Origin of the sequence: Streptomyces sp. NPDC050988, assembly GCF_044456225.1 — a bacterium.
Lineage (GTDB): Bacteria > Actinomycetota > Actinomycetes > Streptomycetales > Streptomycetaceae > Streptomyces.
This window is the reverse complement of sequence record NZ_JBITFQ010000006.1, coordinates 182,769-201,856: the sequence shown is the minus strand read 5'-3', so window position 1 is coordinate 201,856 and position 19,088 is coordinate 182,769. Positions and strand designations below refer to the sequence as shown.

Here is a 19,088-nt window from a genome sequence, read left to right as displayed (position 1 = left end):
CCCGGTCGGCCCCTCGCTTTTAGGGGCGCGGGGAACTGCGCGACCAGCCCCCACCCACCCGCACCCGCCAACGAAACAGGACCCACCCACCCCGAAAGGCGAACAAAGCAACCATGCAGGACAAGGCCCGCTTCACCCTCGACCCCGCCTTCACCATCGGCGCAGTCAACCCCCGCCTCTTCGGCTCGTTCGTAGAACACCTGGGTCGCTGCGTCTACACCGGCATCTTCGAGCCGGGCCACCCCGAGGCCGACGAAGCGGGCCTGCGGACGGACGTACTGGAACTCGTCCGCGAACTCGGCGTCACCGCCATCCGCTACCCCGGCGGCAACTTCGTCTCCGGCTACAAGTGGGAGGACTCGGTCGGCCCGGCCGAGGAGCGGCCCCGGCGGCTCGACCTCGCCTGGCGGTCGACGGAGTCCAACCGCTTCGGGCTCTCCGAGTACATCGCCTTCCTGAAGAAGATCGGCCCGCAGGCCGAGCCGATGATGGCGGTCAACCTCGGGACCAGGGGAGTGGCGGAGGCCCTGGAACTCCAGGAGTACGCCAACCACCCGGCCGGGACCGCCCTGTCCGAGCAGCGGATCGCGCACGGAGACAAGGACCCGTTCGGCATCAGGATGTGGTGCCTGGGGAACGAGATGGACGGTCCGTGGCAGACCGGCCACAAGACCGCCGAGGAGTACGGACGGGTCGCGGCCGAGACCGCCCGCGCGATGCGGCAGCTCGACCCCTCCGTCGAACTGGTCGCCTGCGGCTCCTCCAGCCAGTCCATGCCGACATTCGCCGCGTGGGAGGCGACGGTCCTGGCGGAGACGTACGACCTCGTCGACTACGTCTCCCTGCACGCCTATTACGAGCCTCAGGACGGTGACGTCGACTCCTTCCTGGCCTCCGCCGTGGACATGGAGTCGTTCATCGAGAACGTGGTCGCCACCTGCGACCACATCGGTGCGAAGCTCAAGTCGAAGAAGAAGATCAACCTCTCCTTCGACGAGTGGAACGTCTGGTACATCTCGGGGTGGCACGCGATCGAGAACACCGCCGAGCGGGACTGGGCGGAGGCCCCGCGCCTCCTTGAGGACAACTACAGCGTCATGGACGCGGTCGTCTTCGGCTCGCTCCTCATCGCGCTGCTGCGGCACGCGGACCGGGTGACCGTCGCCTGTCTGGCCCAGCTCGTCAACGTCATCGCGCCGATCATGACCGAGCCGGGCGGCCCGGCCTGGCGGCAGACGACGTTCTTCCCGTTCGCGCAGGCCTCGCGGTACGGGCGCGGGGAGGTCCTCGACGTACGGGTCGACTCGCCCACGTACGAGACGAGGAAGTACGGGGAGACCGACCTGCTGCACGCCACCGCCGTGCGCGCGGCGGACGGCTCGGTCACCGTCTTCGCGGTCAACCGCAGCCGGACGGAGGCGCTGCCGCTCGAAGTCGCCCTGAACGGGCTGGAGTTGACGTCGGTCGTCGAGCACAGCGTGCTCGCGGACGCGGATCCGGACGCCCGCAACACGCTCGCCGAGCCGGACCGGGTCGCTCCGCGGGCCGTGCGGGGGACCACGCTCCAGGACGGCACCCTGACCGCTGCCCTGGAGCCGCTGTCCTGGAACGTGATCCGGCTGGTCTGAGGGTCGGTCCGCCTGAAGGCTGTCTGCCCGCCGGCCGCTCGTCCGACGGTTTGTGGTGCCCCGGTCCCCTCCGGCCGGGGCACCTGTCCGTGGCACCCGTGAGGGTGTCTGTGCGGGGTGCTCATCTCCCGCTCAGACAATCCTCACCTTCGGCACCTACCGTCCCGTGGGTCCCTTCCACCTTTCGAGGGGACAACGCGACAAGACGGGACGGACACGATGCGCACGCTGGTACTGCTCGCCCTGGCGGGCCTCGGTGCCCAGCTGGTGGACGGCAGCCTCGGCATGGCCTACGGCGTGACCTCGACCACCCTGCTGCTCTCCATGGGCACCAACCCGGCCGCCGCCTCGGCCACCGTCCACCTCGCCGAGATCGGTACGACGCTGATGTCCGGCGCCTCGCACTGGCGGTTCGGGAACGTGGACTGGAAGGTCGTCGCCAAGATCGGCGTACCGGGGGCGGTCGGGGCCTTCCTCGGAGCGACCGTGCTGTCCGGGCTGTCCACCGGGACCGCCGAGCCGGTGATGTCGCTGATCCTGCTGGGGCTCGGGCTGTACGTGCTGTCCCGGTTCACGTTCCGCGGCCTGCCCAAGGGGAACCTCGGCAAGCCGCTGCGCAAACGGTTCCTGTCGCCGCTCGGTCTGGTCGCCGGGTTCCTGGACGCGACCGGGGGAGGCGGCTGGGGGCCGGTCGGTACGCCCGCGTTGCTGGCCGGTGGCCGGATGGAGCCGCGCAAGGTGATCGGGTCCATCGACACGAGCGAGTTCCTTGTGGCCGTGGCCGCGAGCCTCGGGTTTCTCTTCTCGCTCGGCTCCCAGGGGCTCAACTGGGGGTGGGTCGCCGCGTTTCTGCTCGGCGGGATGGTCGCGGCGCCGGTGGCGGCCTGGCTGGTGAGGTTGCTGCCTCCGCGGGTGCTGGGGTCCGCGGTGGGCGGGGTCATCGTCGTCACCAACGTGCGTACGTTGCTGAGGAGCGACTGGATCGCTGCGTCGGGGGTGGTCAGTGGGGTCGTCCATGGCTTGGTCTATGTGGTGTGGGCCGCTGCGTTGACGTACTCGATCCGGGCGCATCGGAGGGAGAAGGTGCTGGAGGGGGATGCGGGGGAGCGGCGGGCCGTGGCCGTGTAGGGGGAGGGGCCGCGGGTTGTTCGTGGGTGCGGGCCGGTGGGGGCTTGGCGCGCAGTTCCCCGCGCCCCTACGGGGCGTTCTCTTCGGGCGCGGCGAATGGTCTCCCCCGTGGACCATTCGCCGCCGCACCGGATGGTTGGGGCGTCGGTGCCGACTGCCCCTCCAGTGAGCACGTTAGGAGGCGGCGTGCTTCGGCGACCACCGTGCACGGTGGCCAGATTCGTCCGTGGGGTGTGCACGGTGCGCAGTCGTGACGCGCAGGGCGTGGACGAGGTCGTGGATGCCCGAACCGGTGGTCAGCAGATCGCGGTTGAGCAGGCGTTCGGCGGCGCGCAGATGGGTGCGGACCGTGTTGCGGCTCAGACCCACCTGGGCGGCTGTCCGCTGGGCGTCGGTGTTGGCGTCGATCCAGGCTTCCACGGTGCGGTACAGACCGCTGTGCCGGGTGTCGTGGAGGGGGCGGAGGAAGGACTCCGCCCAGGCGGTGGCGGGAGCGGTGCGCAGGAGTTCGCCGAGCGGTGGCGCGACCGGCTGGACGGCGTCGGTGGGATCGGGCTGGAGCGGGCCGAGGGACAGGGCCAGATCGAGCGTGGCACGGGTGCGTACCTCGTTCAGGTCGATGCCCAGGGCCTCCTCCGCCCGGCGGCAGTGGGCCGTGACGGTGGTGCGGCTGAGGTGCAGCAGACGGGCCACGCCGGACCGGGTGAACGTAACGGCCAGGCGGACGACGTCCACGGTGGGCTTGGGGGCGTCGTGCAGCGGCTCCAGGTAGGCGCGCGCCCAGGCGAGGGCCGCCCGGCGGGGCAGCACGTGCACCAGCGAGGGCCGTCCCCGGTAGGCGGCCAGCCGGTCGGGGGAGTTGCGGGCGACGGCGAGGGCGTGCACGGCCTCGCCGTAGGCCTCGCCCGTGGCGGCCAGCGGATGCGGTCTGCTGACGCCCAGCGCGTACCCGGGGTTCTCCCTGACCAGCCGGCGCAGCATCTCGCCCTGCTGGAAACGGCCGCCGAGTTCCGGGTCCTCGGCGACGGGGCAGATCAACTGCTCCTTGAACACCGGGCAGTTCACCATCAGCCCCGGGCCGTGGTAGCCCGACGAGTCCAGATAGGTCCTGGCCAGCCGGTCGCGGTCGGCGGGCGGGCAGTGCAGGAGATGGACCCGTACGCGCTCCGCGTTCAGCAGCGGCGGTACGTCACCCGTGGTCATCCGCCGTGCCAGGGTGACGTCCCCGGCGAGCAGGGCGGTCAGGACCGCGAACCGCAGTTGCGCCGCCTTCGCCTCGTATCCGCGTGAGCCGGCGTCGCCCTCGGACGCCCGTCCCAGCAGTTCGACGAGGCCACCGGCCTGCGACGCCAGCAGTACGGCCTCCCGGGGCAGCGGCGAGGCGCTGGCCGTCACCAGCACCGGACGGGGCTCGCGCGCGCCGAAGGCCTCCAGGCGCACCTCCAGCTCGCCGGCCTGCGTGGTGGCCGCGGCCAGCCGTCCGTGGGTCAGGCGGGCCACCTGGTCACGCAGTTCGTCGGTGAGCCGCCGGGGGAACCCGGCCGTCGCCGCCTCGACCGCGCCCTGGTGTCCGATCCACGCGACGTCGGCCCCGATCCGACGGCCGAGCCACCGCAGCACTTCGCCGGGGCTCCCGTGCCGCCGTACGAGCCGTAGCAGCTCGTCGAGACTCTCCGCCTGCCCCAGCGCCTCCACCGCTCAACTCACCTTCCCGCGCCACCGCGACGAACCTCCAATTCGGAACCATAAAGGCTGTTCCTGTCTCCCCGCCTCCGTCACGCCACCGCCGTCGGCGCGAGGGACCGCAGCTCGCCCAACGCCGCCGCGACGGCCGGGCGCTCGTGGCCGCCGGCGCGGGTGCAGGTGAGGAGTTTGCGGTGCGGGTCGCCGGTGCACCGGACGCGGGTGATGGGCAGGTGCGGGGTCAGATGGGCGAGCCGGGGGATGAGGGCGATCCCCAGACCGTGGGCGACGAGGTGGGCCATCACGTTCCAGTCCAGCGCGTGGTGGACGACGTCGGGGGTGAAGCCGGCCGCACCGCACGCCGAGAGCACGTGCACCCGGCAGGGGCTGTCCTGGACGGGCGCGATCCAGTCCTCGCGCGCCGCCTCCGCGAGGTCGACCCGGCGCAGCCCCGCCAGCCGGTGACGGTCGGGCACGACCAGGTCGAACGGGTCGTCCAGGAGCGGCTGCTGGTCGAAGCGGGCGTCGCCGAGCGGCGGGTTGCGCGGGGTCGCCTCGACGACCGCGAGATCGGTCTCGCCTTCGAAGAGCAGGTCGAAGCTCGACGGGACCTCCGCCTCCTGTATCCGTACGGAGAGCCGGGGGTGGCGGTCCCGCAGCCGGGCCGCCATCGGGGCGAGCAGCACCGAGATCGCCATCGGGAAGCCGCTCACCCGCAGCAGCCCGGCCGGATCGCCGTGGTCGGCCCGCAGATCCAGTTCGGCCCGGTCCCAGCGGGCCTGGATGGCGTCGGCGTGTGTGATCAGACTCCGCGCGGCCTGAGTGAGCCGTACGCCGCGGCCCTGGGGCTCCAGCAGATCGACGCCCAGCTCACGCGCGAGCTGGCGGACCTGCTGCGAGGCGGCGGACGTCGTGAGGTGCAGGGCGCGGGCGGCGGCGGTCACCGTGCCGTAGTGCTCGACGGCCCGCAGTACGTGCAGTCGGCGCAGATCAATCATGAAGGCCACGCTTCAAGGTGAGGTCCAGAAAGTCAACCTGGACGTACACGAAGGTCCCGTTACACGCTGGAGGTGTCGCGACGGTCCACCACCCGACCACCCGCACAAGGAGTTGCAGACAGATGACCAGCACCGCCCACCCTCATGACCGGCCCGCCGGCGACGCGTGCCCGTACTGCGGCTGGCCCGACCGTGCGGAGCCCTTCCAGGTGGTGTCCCGGCACGGCACCGCGGCGGGCCACACGGTGTGGACCCGCTGCGGGTGCGGTTCGCTTCAGATGCGGGTCGTGGATGCGTGTGGCATGAGGGTCGCCTCGCGCAGCCGGCCCGCGGCCGAGGGGGCCACCGGTGTCCGTTCCGGCGTGGTGTGAGCTGCGGGCCGGTGGGGGCGGGCCGCGCAGTTCCCCGCGCCCCTTGGGGGCGCGCGAAGCGGCGCCTTTCAGGGGCGCGGGGAACTGCGCGATCAGCCCCCACCGGCCCGCAGACGACCGACCCCCCTCGGCGCTCAGCCCGTCTCGACGCCCAGCGTCAGCGTGCCCGCGTAGCCGGACGTGGCCGAGCCGCCCAGCGCGGTGAGCGTCAGCAGGCCGGACGCGGCGCCTCCGTCGTCGTAGATGGAATCCTGCGCGAGGGTCGTCCGGGGCACCGTGTTGGCGGCGTACGCGGCGACCTCCGCCACGTCCTCGGTGATCCCCTCGTCGAAGAACAGCTGCCCGGTGTGCAGTTCCTGACCGCCCTCGAAGGAACCGTCGGAGGTCAGCGTGACGTCGGTGTGCACCTTCACATGGATGTGGATGCACCGCCCCCGGTACCAGCCGGGATAGACGCTGGTGATCCGGGCGACGCCGTCGGAGCCGGTCAGTACCCCGCCCCGCAGGAACGTCCCGTTGTCCGGCTCGTCGTGCCCGTTGCCACCGACGAACCCGGAGTACTCGCCGAGCGCGTCGCAGTGCCAGATCTCCACGAGCGCGTTGCCGAGCGGGGCACAGGTGTCGTCGTCGACGACGGTGAGCGTGAGTTTCAGTGGGACACCGGTCTTGTCCTCGCTGACATCGGCGCGGACGAGCTGTCCGTCGAGGTAGTAGGGGCCTTCGGTCATCTCCTTGGTGAGGGTGCAGACGGCCGCGGCGGCCACCGGGACCGCGGCGGCCGGGTCGGTGACCGAGGGGGCCTCGGGGGCCGTGGCTCCCACGGTCAGCGTGGCCGCGGTGGCGCCACCGGCGATGAGTACGGTTCGACGTCGGATCGATGTTTCTGTCATGGACATGGCACCGTAGAAACGGAATCTGTCGGGGTGCTGTGCGTTCGGCAAAGTGACGAGGCGTCAAGTCGCTTGTGAGACACCTGGGATGCCTGGGGTGCCGAAACATTTTCGACGTTTCCCGTGGCCCGAGGTGCTGTGCGAACCGTTGACGCGCAAGATGTTCGATTCTACTTTCCGGTTCGAAGTGATGACCGTCGTTCGAGTACTCGAACGAACCCTGCCCCCTCCCCACGCGCAGGAGGACCCACTCGTGAGCCGCATCCCCCACAGCACGCGCCGCCGCGGGACCCGCAGAACGACCCTGCTCGCCGTCCCCGCGGCGGTCCTGCTCGCCCTCGTCCCGGGCACCGCGTCCGCATACCCGAACCCGGGCACCGTCACCGGCTCGACCGTCGTCCACGACCCGACGATGATCCGCACCTCGTCGGGCCAGTACCTGCTGTACGCCACCGGCGGCGGCCTCGCCCACAAGACCTCGGCCAACCGGATCGCCTTCAGCGCGGGCGGGAACGCCTTCGGCACCAAGCCGGGCTGGTGGTCGTCGTACGCCACCGAGGCGTGGGCGCCCGACATCTCGTACCGCGGCGGCAAGTACCTGATGTACTACGCGGTTTCGACGTTCGGCTCGAACAAGTCGGCCATCGGGCTGGCCACTTCGCCGACCGGACTGCCCGGCTCGTGGAGCGACCAGGGGACCGTCTACACCTCCACCACCTCCAGCGACTACAACGCCATCGACCCGAACCTCTTCGTGAACGACGACGGCAAGTGGTGGCTGTCCTTCGGCAGTTGGTGGACCGGGCTCAAGATGATCCAGATCAACCCGTCGACCGGCAAGCAGCTCTCGTCGAACACGACGCGTTATTCGATCGCCTCCCGCCCTACCGGCACGAAGGCCGTCGAGGCGCCGTCGATCGTCAAACGGGGCGGCTACTACTACCTGTTCGCCTCGTACGACACCTGCTGTGCCGGCACCGGTTCCACGTACAAGGTCAAAGTGGGGCGGGCGACCAGTGTCACCGGGCCGTACTACGACAAGAGCGGCGTCGCGATGACGAACAACGGAGGGACGCCCGTGCTGGAGTCGCACGGGCGGTACATCGGGCCCGGCGGGCAGTCGATCCTGGCGGACTCGGACGGGGACCTGATCGTCTACCACTACTACGACGGCCAGGACAACGGCACGCCCAAGCTCGGGATCAACCTGCTGAACTGGAGCGGTGGGTGGCCTGTGGCCTATTGATCGGGCTCCGGCCCGCTTCTAGGGGCGCGGGGAACGGGCGGCTTCCAGGGGCGCGGGGAACTGCGCAACCTGTTGGCTTCAGGGGCGCGGCGCAATCTTTTAGGGGCGCGGGGAACTGCGCGACCAGCCCCCACTCACCCGCACCCAACGAACCACCCCATGTACGGGTAAGAGGTGCAGGCCCGCGGCTCCCCTCCGGGCGCGGGCCCGCACCCCCTGTGCCGGGGCCGGGAGGGTCCTGGACCTCCCGGCCGGCGAGGGCCCCGTTGCGGGATGCGGGGCCCCCGGGCAACCGGTCCGGTGGTCAGCCGACCCGGTCGACAGCGGCGGCCGGCCAGCCGGCGCCGTTCGGCGGCGTGTTCGGCCAGCCGGTGGCCTGCTGCGGCACGGGTTGGGGCACCGGCTGCGGCATGGCCTGGGGCTGCGGTTGCGGGAACCCCTGCGGCTGACCCTGAGCGTTCACGGCGGTCAGCCCTCCCGGCATGCCCGTCGTGCCACGGGTCTGGGCGGCCGTGAGCGGCTGCGGCTGCCCGGGGATCCCGTTCGCGGCGGCGGGGAACTGCTGGGGCTGTCCCATCATCGCGTTGGCCGCGGCGGCGAACTGCTGCGGCTGGCCGGCCATTCCGTTGGCGGAGGCCGTGAGCGGCTGCGGCTGGCCGGCCATTCCGTTCGCGGCGGCCGTGAGCGGCTGGGGCTGCCCGGCCATTCCGTTGGCCGCCGCGGCGATCCCCTGGTAGCCCTGCCCGCTGGTCGAACTGACGAGCCGGTCCACCGCCGCCGTACCCGAGCTGTAGCTGGTCCCTGTGCCCAGCTCGGGCACGGCGGCTCCCCTCCTGGTCCCGTAGAGCACCGACTCCAGGCCGGACACCAGGCGGCGTACATCCTCCTGGGGGCGCACCACGAGCCGCAGGAAGCGACTGGACGAGCCGATCTTGTTGCCGCACTCGCGGACCAGGACCCGGTGCTCGGTGAGCAGGCGGTCCCGGACCACGGTGCCTTCGGCGCCCACGGGGAGGCGCACGAAGAGGAAGTTGCCCTGCGAGGGGTAGACCGTGAGGCCGGGCAGCGTGGAGAGCTGACGCGCCATGTCGAGGCGGTCTCGGCGCACCATGTGCAGGCTTTCCACGTACTCGGCCCCGTAGTCCTTGAGCATGAAGACCACGGTCTCCGCGAAGGCGTTCAGGTTCCACTTCGGCAACATCGAGCGGATGCGGCCCGCCAGGCCCGGGTTGGCCACCATGTAGCCGAACCGCACACCGTGCAGACCGAAGTTCTTGCCGAGGCTGCGCAGCACGATGACGTTGGGGCGCATCACCGCCTCCTCGACGATGCTCGGCTCGTTCTCCGCGTCGGCGAACTCCAGGAACGACTCGTCGATGACGATCAGGTCGAGGTCGGCGAGCGCGTCACAGAAGGCCAGGACCGTCTGCTTGGGCAGAAAGCCTCCGTCGGGGTTGTTCGGGTTGCAGATGACGGCGGCGCGGGTGCCACGGGAGCGGATGAACTGGATGTACTGCGCCGGGTCGAGAGCGAAGCCGTTGCTCTCCTGGAGCGGGAACATGTCCACGCGCTTGCCGGTCTCCAGCGGCTGGTCGGTCCAGCGGCCGAAGGTGGGGACGGGAATGGCGAGCGACTCCCGGACCAGCAGGTGGTCGATCCAGGTGATCAGTTCCGTCGACCCGTTGCCCATCGCCACGCACTGCGGGGGAAGTTGCAGCAGGTTGCACAGCTCGGCGGTGATGGTGTCCGCGCTGCTCGGGTAGTACGTGATGATGTCGCGCAGCCGGTGGGTCAGCTCGTCCATCATCCTGGGCGAGGGAAAGTACGGATTGCACGGGATGCAGAAGTCCAGCGGACCCGCCTCCCCGCTCTCGCGTGCCAGCGCGGCCATCGAGGGGCTGTGCGCGCCGGTGCGGAACAGCGAGGTGACATTGTCGGCCATGGACCCTCCGTCCTTGAGGGGCGGCCCGAGCGGGGATACGCGGACCGCCCCTTAGTACGGGCGGCTGTGTGTCTCTGTTCAACGACTGTGAATCGATGTGGAAATTGTGAACCACCTGTGAAGGATGGTCACAAGTTGAACGAGTGGACGGTCGTCGAGCGGTACGTCTCGCCAGGCCTGAGCACGGTCGACGGGAACTCCGGGCGGTTCGGCGAGTCCGGGAAGTGCTGGGTCTCCAGGCACAGCGCGCTGCCAGGACCGTATGCCCGGCCGCCGGGGCCCACCAGGTCGCCGTCCAGGAAGTTGCCCGAGTAGAACTGCACACCGGGCTCGGTCGTCGCGATCCTCAGGGTGCGGCCGGAGACCGGTTCGCGGAGGGTCGCGAAGTGCTCGGGCCGCTCCGTGAGCCCCTTGTCGAGGACCAGGTTGTGGTCGAACCCCTTCGTGTGCAGGAGTTGTCGGTCGGTTCGGCCGAGATCCTCGCCGACGGTCTTCGGCGTACGGAAGTCGAAGGCGGTGCCCGTGACCTCGGCGAGTTCGCCGGTGGGGACGAGGCTCGCGTCGACCGGTGTGAAGCGGGACGCGGCGATCGTCAGTTCATGGTCGTGGACCGGGCCGCCGCTCTCGCCCGCGAGGTTCCAGTACACGTGGTTGGTGAGGTTGACGACCGTGGCCCGGTCGGTGGTGGCCTCGTAGTCGATCCGCCAGTCGCCGTCCCCGGTGAGCGTGTACGTGACCTTCGCCGTCAGTGTGCCGGGGTAGCCCATCTCGCCGTCGGGGCTGGTGCGGCGCAGGACCAGACCCACGTCCGGGCCGGAGGTGAACTCCTCCACGGCCCACACGTGTTTGTCGAAGCCGTGGGGCCCGCCGTGCAGGTTGTTCCCGCCGTTGTTGACCGGGAGTTGGTGGGTCTCGCCGTCGAGGGTGAACCTGCCGCCGGCGATGCGGTTGCCGTACCGGCCGATGACGGCGCCGAAGTACGGGCTGGACGCCTCGTACTCCTCGATCGTCCCGAGACCGAGCGACACGTTCGCGTACCGGCCGTGGCGGTCCGGGAGTTCCAGCGACTGGACGACTCCGCCGTACGAGAGGACCTTCAGCCGGGTGCCGCCGTTCTCCAGCGACCAGCGGTGGACCTTCGTGCCGTCGGCGAGCGTTCCGAAAAGTTCCTTCACGGCCGTCCTGTCCTCCAACTGTCTTCCAGGGCTTGCCTGCTGCCGCGGTGCGTAAAGAAGCCGTACACAGAGAAATGGGGCCCCGCGGGCGTGCGCCCGCGAGGCCCCACCGGCAACGCTACGAACCGACCTTGCGCTTGTTCCACACGTCGAAGCCGACCGCCGCGAGGAGCACCAGGCCCTTGATGACCTGCTGCCAGTCGCTGCCGACGCCGACGAGGTTCATGCCGTTGTTCAGAACACCGAGGACGACACCACCGATGATCGCGCCGAGGACCGTGCCCACGCCGCCGCTCATCGACGCGCCGCCGATGAACGAGGCGGCGATCGCCTCCAGTTCGAAGTTCAGACCGGCCTTGGGCGAGGCCGCGTTGAAGCGGGCCGCGAAGACCAGACCGGCCAGCGCCGCCAGCATGCCCATGTTGAGGAAGACCAGGAAGGTGACCTTCTTGTCCCGCACACCGGACAGCTTCGCCGCGGGCAGGTTGCCGCCGATCGCGTACACGTGGCGGCCGATGACGGCGTTGCGCATCACATAGCCGAAGCCGACGACGAGGACGCCGAGGATGATCAGGACGACCGGGGCGCCCTTGTAGCTGGCGAGCATCATCGTCACCGTGAGGACGGCGGCGACCAGGGCCACGATCTTCAGCAGGAAGAGCTTGGCGGGCGGCACCTCCAGCGCGAACTCCTGCTGGCGCCTGCGGTCACGGACCTCCTGGAGCACCACGAAGGCGATCACGGCGAAGCCGAGGAGCAGCGTGAGGTTGTGGTAGTTGGTGTCCGGGCCGACCTCGGGAAGGAAGCCGTTGGAGACCTTCTGCAGACCCTCGGGGAACGGGCCGACCGTCTGGCCCTCCAGGAAGATCTCCGTCAGACCGCGGAAGGTCAGCATGCCGGCGAGGGTGACGATGAAGGACGGTATGCCGAGGTACGCGATGAAGAACCCCTGCATGGCTCCCGCGGCGGCGCCCATGAGCAGGCACAGCACCACGGCCAGCGGCCAGGCGACGTCATGGTTGACCATCAGCACGGCACCCACCGCGCCCACGAAGGCCGTGAGCGAACCGACCGACAGGTCGATGTGGCCCGCGATGATGACGAGCATCATGCCGATCGCGAGGATCAGGATGTAGCTGTTCTGCAGCACCAGGTTGGAGACGTTGCGCGGCAGCAGCAGGTCGCCGTCGGTCCACACCGCGAACAGCACCACGATCAGACCGAGAGCGATCAGCATGCCGTACTGCCGCATGTTGCGGCGCATACCGTCGATCATCAGCTGCAGCAGGCCGTCGCCCCCGGTCGAGTCGCCCTTGCCGGCGGGCGCCGGCGCGGGGGACTTGGCGGTCACGTTCGTGCTCATCGCTCTTACCTCTTGTCCTTCGTCATCTGACGCATCAGCACTTCCTGCGTGGCCTCGGCCCGCGGGACCTCACCGGTCAGCCGTCCGGCGGCCATCGTGTAGATGCGGTCGCACATTCCGAGCAGTTCGGGCAGCTCGGAGGAGATGAAGACGACCGCCTTGCCCTCGGCGGCCAGTTTGTCGATGACCGTGTAGATCTCGAACTTGGCGCCCACGTCGATTCCGCGGGTCGGCTCGTCCAGGATCAGCACGTCCGGACCCGCGAAGATCCACTTGCTGAGGACGACTTTCTGCTGGTTGCCGCCCGACAGCTTGCCGACCGGCTCGAAGACGGTCGGAGCCTTGATGTTCATCGACTTGCGGAAGCCCTCGGCGACCTGCCGCTCCTGGTGCTCGTCGACCACACCGCCCTTGGAGACCTTGCCCAGCGAGCTGAGTGAGATGTTCCGGTTGATCGTGTCGATGAGGTTGAGGCCGTAGTGCTTGCGGTCCTCCGTCACGTACGCGATCCCGTGCTTGACCGCCTCGGGCACGGTCTTCGTACGGATCTCCGTGCCGTCCTTGAGGACGGTGCCGCTCGCGTACCGGCCGTAGGTGCGCCCGAACACGCTCATCGCGAGCTCGGTGCGCCCGGCGCCCATGAGTCCCGCGATGCCGACTATCTCGCCGCGGCGCACCTGGATCGACACGTCGTCGACCACCTTGCGCTGCTGGTCGATCGGGTGGTGGACGGTCCAGTTGCGGATCTCCAGCGCCGGTGCCGAGCCCACCTCCGTGTCGTGCGGGGTGCGGTCCGGGAAGCGGTGGTCGAGGTCGCGTCCGACCATGCCGCTGATGATGCGGTCCTCGGTGGTCTCGGCGGCCTTCACGTCGAGAGTCTCGATGGACCGCCCGTCGCGCAGGATCGTCACCGAGTCCGCGACCCGCTCGATCTCGTTCAGCTTGTGCGAAATGATGATCGAGGTGATGCCCTGTTCCTTCAGACCAAGGATCAGGTCCAGGAGCTTGCCGCTGTCCTCGTCGTTCAGAGCCGCTGTCGGCTCGTCGAGGATCAGCAGCTTCACCTTCTTCGACAGCGCCTTCGCGATCTCGACGAGCTGCTGCTTGCCCACGCCGATGTCGGCGACGCGGGTGTCCGGGTGCTCGTTGAGCCCGACCCTGCGCAGCAGTTCCGTCGCGTGCTTGAGCGTCTCGGTCCAGCTGATGAACCCGCGCGTGGCGTGCTCGTTGCCGAGAAAGATGTTCTCCGCGATGGAGAGATAGGGCACCAGGGCGAGCTCCTGATGGATGATCACGATGCCGTGCTGCTCGCTCGCCCGGATGTCCTTGAAAGAGCAGGCCTCTCCCTCGAAGAGGATCTCGCCCTCGTAACTGCCGTGCGGATGGACGCCGGAGAGGACCTTCATGAGGGTCGACTTTCCGGCGCCGTTCTCACCGCAGATGGCGTGGACCTCGCCCGGCCGGACGCTCAGGGAGACGTCCGAGAGCGCCTTGACGCCCGGAAAGGTCTTGACTATCGAGCGCATTTCCAGGACGGGTCCCGCCATGGTCGTGCCTTCCAATCCCTAGGGGGTGGCGGTTAGTTGACTGCGTCGGCCTTGATGAAGCCGGAGTCGATGACGACCTTCTGGTAGTTGCTCTTGTCGACGCTCACCGGGGTCAGCAGGTACGCGGGCACGACCTTCGAGCCGTTGTCGTACGACTTGGTGTCGTTGATCTCGGGCTTCTTGTCGTTGAGCACCGAGTCGACCATGTTCGCGGCGACCTTCGCGAGCTCACGGAGGTCCTTGAAGACGGTCGCCGTCTGCTCGCCGGCCTTGATCGACTTCAGTGAGGCGACCTCGGCGTCCTGTCCGGTGACGATCGGCAGCGGCTTGGCCTTGGAGCCGTAGTCGTCCGACTTCAGCGCCGACAGGATGCCGATGGAGATGCCGTCGTACGGCGAGAGCACCGCGTCGACCCGGTCCTTCTTGTATGCCGCGGTGAGCACGTCGTCCATGCGCTTCTGGGCGGTGCCGCCGTCCCAGCGCAGCGTGGTGACCTGGGTCAGCTTCGTCTGGCCCGACTTGACCACCAGCTGCTTCTTGTCGATGTACGGCTGAAGGATCTTCATCGCGCCGTCGAAGAAGTACCGCGTGTTGTTGTCGTCGTTGGAGCCCGCGAAGAGTTCGATGTTGAACGGGCCCTTCTTCGAGCCGTCCTTCAGACCGAGCTTCTCGACGATCTGGGTTCCCTGCAGCTCGCCGACCTTCTCGTTGTCGAACGACGCGTAGTAGTCGACGTTCGGCGAGTTGAGGATCAGGCGGTCGTAGGAGATGACCGGGATGTCGGCTTCCTTGGCCTGCTGGAGAACGTTGTTCAGCGACTTGTTGTCGATCGCCGCGATGATCAGGGCGGAGACGCCCTGCGTGATCATGTTCTCGATCTGCGAGACCTGGGTGTCCGGGTCGTCCTCGCCGTAGGCCAGCTTGGTCTTGTAGCCGGCCGCCTTGAGGTTCTTCTCCACGTTGGCGCCGTCGGCGATCCACCGCTCGGAGGACTTCGTCGGCATCGCGATGCCGACGGTGGAGCCCTTCGCGTCTCCCTTCGTGTCCTCACTGCCGCCGTCGCTGTCCTGCCCGCAGGCGGAGAGGGTGAGGGCCAGGGAGGCGGCCGCGGCTATGGCGGAAAGCGCTGCTTTGCGATTGCGCATGATCATCTTCCTTGATGTTTCTGACGGGGCTCGGTCTGGAGCTGTGAGGAGCCGGAGCGAGGAACGGACCGAGAGCAAGTGTGTGGGATTGTGTTCGGCCGCGTCGTCTTTTGTGAAGGGGGTGTGTTCGGAACGTTATGAGGGAATGTCAAACCGTTGGAGTTCGCCCGGCAGCCGGGAGCCGAGCGGCGCCATGTCGCCGTCCGCCCCGTGCCGCGCGAGCAGGTCCAGGGCGAGCCGGCCGCGCCGCACCCTTTCCCGGGCCGTGGACAGCGTCACGTCCCGCATGTGATGGCCGTACGGGTAGATCCCGGGAGCCTTGGACAGGCCGAACTTCAGGTACAGCGGGGCGCCGCGGCGGATCAGCTCGGCGACCTCGTACATGCGCACGTACCCGCCGAGATCGTCGGGGGCCTCGATGTACATGTCCATGGGGGCTGCACTGACCCGGCGGATCTCCGTCAGGTGGTCGAGCGTGAGATCGCTCGGCACGTTGATGGAGTCGCCGCCGAGTTGCTCGTACACGGCGTACGCGGCCGGGTTGACCGGGCCTATCAGTGCCGAGACCTTGAGCGTCGTGTCCGCCGGGATGATCCCGGCGACGCGGGCCCTGTGCAAGGTCCACAGCACGCCCTCGTCAGCCACGAGGAGGCACTTTACGCCCAACTCTGTTGCACGTAGGGCGTCTTCAAGACATCCTGCGACCGCATCGTGACCACGGGCGCGCAGACCGCCGCCCCGCGAGTCGGTACGGGTCGAGCCGCCGATGTCCCACGTGCCGCGCGGGCCCGTGAAGAGGCACAGCTCGATGTCGCGCTCCTCGGTGGCCTCGACCATCTCGGTGATCTCGGCGTCGGTCAGCATCCAGACGCCGCTGCCCTGGCTGATCCGGTGGATCGGCACATCGAGCCGCGAGGACTCCTTGAGGACCACGGCGAGCGCCTCCGGCCCCTCGCACGAGGGGATCTCGGTGCGCCAGCGGCCGCCCTCCGGGAAGGCGTGCGGCGAGGCGTCGGCGGGGGAGAGGGCGGGCGCGCCCAGGCCGAGCGCGGCGAGCGCCTGCTCACCGGGTCGACGGGCCGCCTTGGGAGAAGCGTCGGTCACGAGCTGTCCTTAGCTGGAGCTGGCTTTGGCGGAATTTGTGTTCGATGTGCCGGACGTGGTTCGTGGCGGTGGATGTACGCCGGTACGGAGCGTCAGGTCTCCGTACCGGCGTACGGATCGGGGGCGGCCGGTACCGCGGGCCCGGGGTCGGTCACGGGAAACCCGGGACAGACCCTATGGCCGCAGCAGCACCTTGCCGACCTTCGGGTCGCCGGACCCCACCAGCTCGATGGCGTGAGCGAACTCGTCCAACGGCAGCTCGTGCGTGACCAGCGGAAGGGGATCGAGGAGACCGGCACCGAAGACCCGCACCGTGTGCGCCCAGGCCTCCGGCGGCGCCCCGAACACGGTGTGCACCTCCAGCTGACGTACGACGAGATCGGTGGGGTCGAGGCCCTCGGCACCCGGAGCCGGGATCCCGGTGAGGACGAGCCGTCCGCCGCGCCTCAGCAGCGAGGCGGCGGTGGTCGCGGCGGTCGCCGACCCGGCCGTCTCGATCACCACGTCGAAGTCGTCGGGCAACTCCTGGTCCCGGGTGCGGAAGTCGGTCGCGCCGAACGTCTTCGAGAGTTCCTCGCGGTCCGGGCGGGTGCCGACCACGAGCAGCTCCGAGGGCGAACCCGCCTTCAGGAACTGCACGGCGAACATGCCGAGCGTCCCGGTTCCGACGACGGCCACCCGCTCGCCGGGCCGCGCGTTCGCCTTGAGCGCCGCCGCCGCGATGCAGGCCGCGGGCTCCAGCAGTGCCGCCGCCGTCAGATCGGCGTCCTCCGGCAGGACGTGCAGCAGCCGGGCGGGCAGCGTGAGCGTGGTGGCCATGGCGCCGGGCCGGGTGAAGCCCGTCTCCTCGTAGCCGGCCGTGCACAACGTTGTCTCGCCCTCGTGGCAACGGTCGCAGACCTGGCAGTTGCGGAAGCCCTCACCGACCACCTTGCGGCCCACCAGGCCCTCCGGGACCCCGGGACCGACCGCCTCGACCGTGCCGGACCACTCGTGCCCCGGCGTCAGCGGATAACGCACGTACCCCTCGGGCCGGTTGCCCTGGTACACCTCGCGGTCACTGCCGCAGATACCGCTCGCGTGAACCCGTACGAGCGCCTCTCCGGCGGCGGGCGCCACGGGCTCGTGGGGGGCCAGCCGATGCTCGCCGGGGGCCTCGATCACGACGGCCTGCGCGGGGGTGCTCATGACTGCTCCGTGGCGGTGAGACGGGTCGAGTCCATGGCGGTGCCGTGTGCCGGGGTTTCGAAGGGGTGGCCGGCACCCCTCCGGTCCGCCGCGACGGTGCACGACCACAGCTGCGCGTTGCGGCGGTGCCCGAGCGCTTCGCGGGAAGCGTGACGGTGAAGCCGCGAGAGGCTGCCCCTCGCCGTCGGCGCCGCCGCGGTGGAGCCGCACAGGACACAGCCGCGCGCTCGCCCGGGCGCGCGGTGGCCCCCTGGACCCCGACGGGCCTGCTCGGCCGTCCGCGGCCCGTGGTCCACCCCGGTGCCGGGCGCCGTCACTTGCCGCCGCCCTTCGGCTTGCGCTGCTCCCAGCCGTCCGCCCACAGGTCGAAGCGGGCCTGCTGCTGCGGGAACTCGGCCGCCGCGTCCGTGTCCAGCTCGACGCCGAGACCCGGCTCGTGCGACAGCTCGAAGTAGCCGTCGACGACCTGCGGGGCCCCCTTCACGACCTTCTTGATCTCCGCGTCCGCGAAGTCGTTGAAGTGCTCCAGGATCTTGAAGTTCGGGGAGGTGAAGCCGACTTGGAGCGAGGCGGCGGTGAGGACCGGGCCGCCCACGTTGTGCGGCGCCACGAGTACGTAGTGGGCCTCGGCGGTCGCCGCCAGCTTCCGGGTCTCCCAGATGCCGCCGAGGTGGCCGACATCCGGCTGGATGATGTCCACGGCCTGGCTCTCGAAGAGCTCACGGAACTCGATGCGGTCGTGGATGCGCTCACCGGTCGCGACCGGGATGTCGACCTTCGCCGCCACCTTCTCCAGCGCCTTCAGGTTCTCCGGCGGGACCGGCTCCTCCAGCCAGGCCGGCTTGAAGGGCGCCAGCTCGCGCGCGAGACGGATCGCCGTGGCAGGAGAGAAGCGGCCGTGCATCTCCAGCATCAGCTCGGCCTCGGGGCCGATGGCGTCCCGGACCGCCTCGATCAGCGAGACCGCGTACAGCGACTGCTCGTGGTCGAGCTCGAAGTGACCCGTCCCGAACGGGTCGATCTTCAGCGCCTTGTACCCGCGCGCGACGACCTCCTGAGCGGCCTTGTGGTACGCCTCCGGAGTGCGCTCCGTGGTGTACCAGCCGTTCGCGTACGCCTTCACCCGGTCGGTGACCTTGCCGCCCAGCAGCTGCCACACCGGTACGCCCAGGGCCTTGCCCTTGATGTCCCAGCACGCCATCTCGATCACGGCGATGCCGGACATCACGATCTCGCCGGCCCGCCCGTAGTCGCCGTACTTCATGCGACGCACGAGGTCCTCGACAGCGAAGGGGTCGGAACCGAGAATGTGATTGGCCTGCGCCTCCCGCAGATAGCCGATCAGCGCGTCGGTGTGCCCCAGCATGCGGGTCTCGCCGACTCCGGTGATGCCCTCGTCGGTGTGCACCTGGACATAGGTCAGGTTGCGCCACGGCGTCCCGACCACGTGTGTGCTGATTCCGGTGATGCGCACGGAAATTGCCCCTTGTGGCTCTATGGCTCTGTTCGAAATTTCGTCACACGTTCGAAATGCTGGCCAGACAGTAAGGATTCGGCGGCGGCAGTGTCAATGGGTCGAACGCACAACGGTTTCGACGCGATGGCACTGGAAGGCGGCGAATGGTCCGGCCTGTCCTCAACTCGCCCAACCGGAACGGGCAGTTCAGCACAGAACTTTCA

At 69.3% G+C, this 19,088-nt stretch carries 15 protein-coding genes; 4 read left to right on the top strand and 11 right to left on the bottom strand.

Annotation, left to right across the window (positions count from 1 at the left end):
- The first annotated feature begins 113 nt into the window (after positions 1 to 113).
- Positions 114 to 1,628 carry an alpha-N-arabinofuranosidase gene (locus ACIBEI_RS16715; RefSeq protein WP_398889307.1) on the top strand — a complete coding sequence of 505 codons (1,515 nt, stop codon included), beginning with the start codon at positions 114 to 116 and terminating at the stop codon, positions 1,626 to 1,628.
- Between the two features lie 219 nt (positions 1,629 to 1,847).
- On the top strand, positions 1,848 to 2,756 hold the full coding sequence (locus ACIBEI_RS16710) for a sulfite exporter TauE/SafE family protein (RefSeq protein WP_398889305.1): 909 nt from the start codon (positions 1,848 to 1,850) through the stop codon (positions 2,754 to 2,756).
- 174 nt (positions 2,757 to 2,930) lie between these two features.
- Here ACIBEI_RS16710 and ACIBEI_RS16705 read toward each other — a convergent pair whose 3' ends face one another.
- Entirely contained in the window at positions 2,931 to 4,451 is a 1,521-nt protein-coding gene (locus tag ACIBEI_RS16705) for a helix-turn-helix domain-containing protein (protein ID WP_398889303.1), read from the bottom strand.
- 80 nt (positions 4,452 to 4,531) lie between these two features.
- The gene (locus ACIBEI_RS16700; protein ID WP_398889301.1) at positions 4,532 to 5,437 is read right to left on the bottom strand and encodes a LysR family transcriptional regulator; all 906 of its coding nucleotides are present in this window, start codon (positions 5,435 to 5,437) and stop codon (positions 4,532 to 4,534) included.
- 122 nt (positions 5,438 to 5,559) lie between these two features.
- Here ACIBEI_RS16700 and ACIBEI_RS16695 point away from each other — a divergent pair, with 122 nt between their 5' ends.
- The gene (locus ACIBEI_RS16695) at positions 5,560 to 5,808 is read left to right on the top strand and encodes a hypothetical protein (protein WP_398889299.1); all 249 of its coding nucleotides are present in this window, start codon (positions 5,560 to 5,562) and stop codon (positions 5,806 to 5,808) included.
- Positions 5,809 to 5,942: 134 nt separating this feature from the next.
- Here the strand turns inward: ACIBEI_RS16695 and ACIBEI_RS16690 are convergent, their stop codons facing one another.
- Entirely contained in the window at positions 5,943 to 6,704 is a 762-nt protein-coding gene (locus ACIBEI_RS16690) for an intradiol ring-cleavage dioxygenase (RefSeq protein WP_398889297.1), read from the bottom strand.
- A gap of 247 nt (positions 6,705 to 6,951) precedes the next feature.
- Between ACIBEI_RS16690 and ACIBEI_RS16685 the strand changes: the two genes are divergently transcribed.
- Positions 6,952 to 7,944 (top strand): arabinan endo-1,5-alpha-L-arabinosidase, encoded by a 993-nt coding sequence (locus tag ACIBEI_RS16685; protein ID WP_398889295.1) that lies wholly within the window; start codon positions 6,952 to 6,954, stop codon positions 7,942 to 7,944.
- 304 nt (positions 7,945 to 8,248) lie between these two features.
- On the opposite strand, the gene ACIBEI_RS16680 is transcribed toward ACIBEI_RS16685, so the two are convergent.
- From ACIBEI_RS16680 to ACIBEI_RS16645, 8 genes are all read right to left on the bottom strand, one after another.
- Entirely contained in the window at positions 8,249 to 9,886 is a 1,638-nt protein-coding gene (locus ACIBEI_RS16680) for a pyridoxal phosphate-dependent aminotransferase (protein WP_398889293.1), read from the bottom strand.
- Between the two features lie 128 nt (positions 9,887 to 10,014).
- The gene (locus tag ACIBEI_RS16675) at positions 10,015 to 11,079 is read right to left on the bottom strand and encodes an aldose epimerase family protein (RefSeq protein ID WP_398889291.1); all 1,065 of its coding nucleotides are present in this window, start codon (positions 11,077 to 11,079) and stop codon (positions 10,015 to 10,017) included.
- 100 nt (positions 11,080 to 11,179) lie between these two features.
- On the bottom strand, positions 11,180 to 12,424 hold the full coding sequence (gene mmsB, locus ACIBEI_RS16670) for a multiple monosaccharide ABC transporter permease (protein WP_398889289.1): 1,245 nt from the start codon (positions 12,422 to 12,424) through the stop codon (positions 11,180 to 11,182).
- A gap of 5 nt (positions 12,425 to 12,429) precedes the next feature.
- Positions 12,430 to 13,971, bottom strand: coding sequence for a multiple monosaccharide ABC transporter ATP-binding protein (gene mmsA, locus ACIBEI_RS16665; protein ID WP_398889287.1), 1,542 nt, complete (start codon positions 13,969 to 13,971; stop codon positions 12,430 to 12,432).
- Positions 13,972 to 14,003: 32 nt separating this feature from the next.
- Entirely contained in the window at positions 14,004 to 15,116 is a 1,113-nt protein-coding gene (gene chvE, locus ACIBEI_RS16660; RefSeq protein ID WP_398889285.1) for a multiple monosaccharide ABC transporter substrate-binding protein, read from the bottom strand.
- A gap of 135 nt (positions 15,117 to 15,251) precedes the next feature.
- Positions 15,252 to 16,220: a hypothetical protein gene (locus ACIBEI_RS16655; protein WP_398889283.1), complete on the bottom strand. Its 969-nt coding sequence runs from the start codon at positions 16,218 to 16,220 to the stop codon at positions 15,252 to 15,254.
- A gap of 174 nt (positions 16,221 to 16,394) precedes the next feature.
- Positions 16,395 to 17,408, bottom strand: coding sequence for a zinc-binding dehydrogenase (locus ACIBEI_RS16650; RefSeq protein ID WP_398889281.1), 1,014 nt, complete (start codon positions 17,406 to 17,408; stop codon positions 16,395 to 16,397).
- Between the two features lie 313 nt (positions 17,409 to 17,721).
- Entirely contained in the window at positions 17,722 to 18,882 is a 1,161-nt protein-coding gene (locus tag ACIBEI_RS16645) for a mandelate racemase/muconate lactonizing enzyme family protein (RefSeq protein ID WP_398889279.1), read from the bottom strand.
- Positions 18,883 to 19,088 lie beyond the last annotated feature (206 nt).